The organism is Streptomyces sp. KR55, from assembly GCF_052245645.1.
In the GTDB taxonomy this organism is placed as follows: domain Bacteria; phylum Actinomycetota; class Actinomycetes; order Streptomycetales; family Streptomycetaceae; genus Streptomyces; species Streptomyces flavusporus.
Genome location: NZ_JBQQCE010000792.1, coordinates 1 through 2,506 on the forward strand (window position 1 = coordinate 1; position 2,506 = coordinate 2,506).

Here is a 2,506-nt window from a genome sequence, read left to right on the forward strand (position 1 = left end):
CGCGCAGCCCACCGGCACCAGGGCGTGACGACGATCAGCACACCCACCACCCGCCGACACCGGCCGAGAGGGGCAGCACTGGGCGCAGGATTCCACCTGCACGCCCACGCCACCCCACCCAGGTGGGAAACGATCCAACCGATCCCACAACCTGCGGATCACACAGGATCACTTAGCTGATCAGAGACGCTAGGAGGCCGCTACTGCCGATACCCCCCGAGGAACCGCCCGATCCGCCCGATCGCCGCCTCCAGATCATCCGCGTGCGGCAACGTCAGGATCCGGAAGTGATCCGGCGTCGGCCAGTTGAAGCCCGTGCCCTGGACGACCTGGATCTTCTCCCGCAGGAGCAGGTCCAGGACGAACTTCTCGTCGTCGTGGATCTTGTGCACCTTGGGGTCGATGCGCGGGAACGCGTACAGCGCACCCTTGGGTTTCACGCACGACACGCCGGGGATCTCGTTGAGCTTCTCCCAGGCCACGTCGCGTTGTTCGCGCAGCCGTCCGCCCGGCGCGGTCAGCTCGTGGATGGACTGGCGGCCGCCGAGCGCGGCCTGGATGGCGTACTGGGCGGGCGCGTTGGCGCACAGGCGCATGGAGGCCAGCATCGTGAGGCCCTCCAGGTAGTCCTTCGCGTGCTGCTTCGGGCCGGTGACGACCAGCCAGCCGGAGCGGAAGCCCGCCACCCGGTACGTCTTCGACAGCCCGCAGAAGGTCAGGACCACCAGGTCGGGCGCGAGCGCCGCGGTCGAGTGGTGCACGGCGTCGTCGTAGAGGATCTGGTCGTAGATCTCGTCGGCGAACACCATCAGGCCGTGTCGGCGGGCGAGGTCGAGGATGCCCTGGATGATCTCCTTCGGGTAGACCGCGCCGGTGGGGTTGTTGGGGTTGATGATGACGACGGCCTTGGTGCGGTCGGTGATCTTCGCCGCCATGTCGTCCAGGTCGGGGTACCAGTCGGCCTGCTCGTCGCACAGGTAGTGGACCGCCTTGCCGCCGGCGAGGGTCGTCACCGCCGTCCACAGCGGGAAGTCGGGGGCCGGGATGAGGACTTCGTCGCCGTCCTCCACCAGTGCCTGTACGGCCATGGAGACCAGCTCGGAGACGCCGTTGCCGAGGAAGACGTCGTCGACGCCGACGTCCAGGCCCAGGGTCTGGTAGCGCTGGGCGACGGCGCGGCGGGCGGAGAGGATGCCGCGCGAGTCGGTGTAGCCGTGCGCCTGCGGGAGCATCCGGATCATGTCCTGGAGGATCTCCTCCGGCGCCTCGAAGCCGAAGACGGCGGGGTTGCCGGTGTTGAGACGCAGCACGCTGTGCCCGGCCTCCTCCAGCGCGTCGGCCTGCTCGATCACCGGGCCGCGGATCTCGTAACAGACCTCGCTGAGCTTGCTCGACTGCCGGAACTCCATGCGCCCCTCCGGTATCTGGTGTTGCTTGGTTTTACCAAGTTTCAGCTTGGAAAGTCCAACGACACGTCTAGACTGCGTCGCATGTCACCTCGCCGAAGCTACGACCAGTACTGTTCCGCAGCCCGCGCCCTCGACGTCGTGGGCGACCGCTGGACCCTGCTGATCGTCCGCGAACTCCTCGCCGGCCCCCGCCGCTACACGGACCTGCACGCGGATCTGCCGGGCGTCAGCACGGACGTACTCGCCTCGCGGCTGAAGGACATGGAACGGGACGGGCTGTCGACACGCCGTCGGCTGCCGCCGCCGGGTGCGGCCTACGTGTACGAACTCACCGGCCGGGGACGTGAGTTGCTGCCGGTGCTGCAGGCGCTGGGTGCGTGGGGGCAGGCCGAGTTGGGGGAGCGGCGGCCGACGGACGCGGTGCGGGCGCACTGGTTCGCGCTGCCCCTGCTACGGGCTCTGGACGGTGAGGGGCTCGTCGAGGTGCGGCTGGAGGAGGGGGACTTCCATGTGTACGCCGGTGCCGTGGACGGTCCCGTGTACGGTGACGGGCCCGCCCCCGCCGAGCCCGACGTGCGGCTGGTGCTGGACACCGACACCTGTACGGCCGTGGCGCGGGGGGAGTTGAGCGTGGCCGACGCGGTGCGGGACGGTCGTATCACCGTGACCGGTGACGGGACGCTCGCCAAGGCATTGCGCGAGGCGTAGCGAGAGGCCCGCCGCACCGAGGTGGGTGCAGCGGGCCTCGACGTCATGGGTCAGACCCTCGGGGGCCGCCCCGACCCGCGCGTCAGCGCATACCCGCCGACGCCCGCCAGCGCGGCCAGCACACCGCCCACCGCCGTCCACACCCACCGGTCGGACCACCAGCCCGACGCCCAGCCGTCCTCCGGCTCGATGCTCGACAGAACGGCCGACGCCGACGCATCCTCCTCGGGCTGCACGGCGGCCCCCGGCACCAGTGGCTCGGCCAGCGAGCCGTCCACCGCCGCCGACCCGCCGATGTCCTTGCCGTCCACCCGCACCTCGGCGCTCACCGGCAGACCCAGATCGGACGTGGGCAGGCCCACCGTGGTGAGGCGGATGTAGTACGTGCC

2 protein-coding genes and 1 pseudogene are annotated in these 2,506 nt (G+C 70.0%); 1 reads left to right on the forward strand and 2 read right to left on the reverse strand.

Features of this window, described 5'->3' with window-relative positions:
• Positions 1-200: 200 nt before the first annotated feature.
• Positions 201-1,409 carry a pyridoxal phosphate-dependent aminotransferase gene (locus ACTWQJ_RS50130; protein ID WP_443313006.1) on the reverse strand — a complete coding sequence of 403 codons (1,209 nt, stop codon included), beginning with the start codon at positions 1,407-1,409 and terminating at the stop codon, positions 201-203.
• A gap of 81 nt (positions 1,410-1,490) precedes the next feature.
• On the opposite strand from ACTWQJ_RS50130, the gene ACTWQJ_RS50135 reads away from it, so the two are divergent.
• On the forward strand, positions 1,491-2,117 hold the full coding sequence (locus tag ACTWQJ_RS50135) for a winged helix-turn-helix transcriptional regulator (RefSeq protein WP_443313007.1): 627 nt from the start codon (positions 1,491-1,493) through the stop codon (positions 2,115-2,117).
• A 50-nt stretch (positions 2,118-2,167) separates the two neighbouring features.
• Here the strand turns inward: ACTWQJ_RS50135 and ACTWQJ_RS50140 are convergent.
• Positions 2,168-2,506: pseudogene (locus ACTWQJ_RS50140) on the reverse strand (hypothetical protein); the annotation flags it as partial.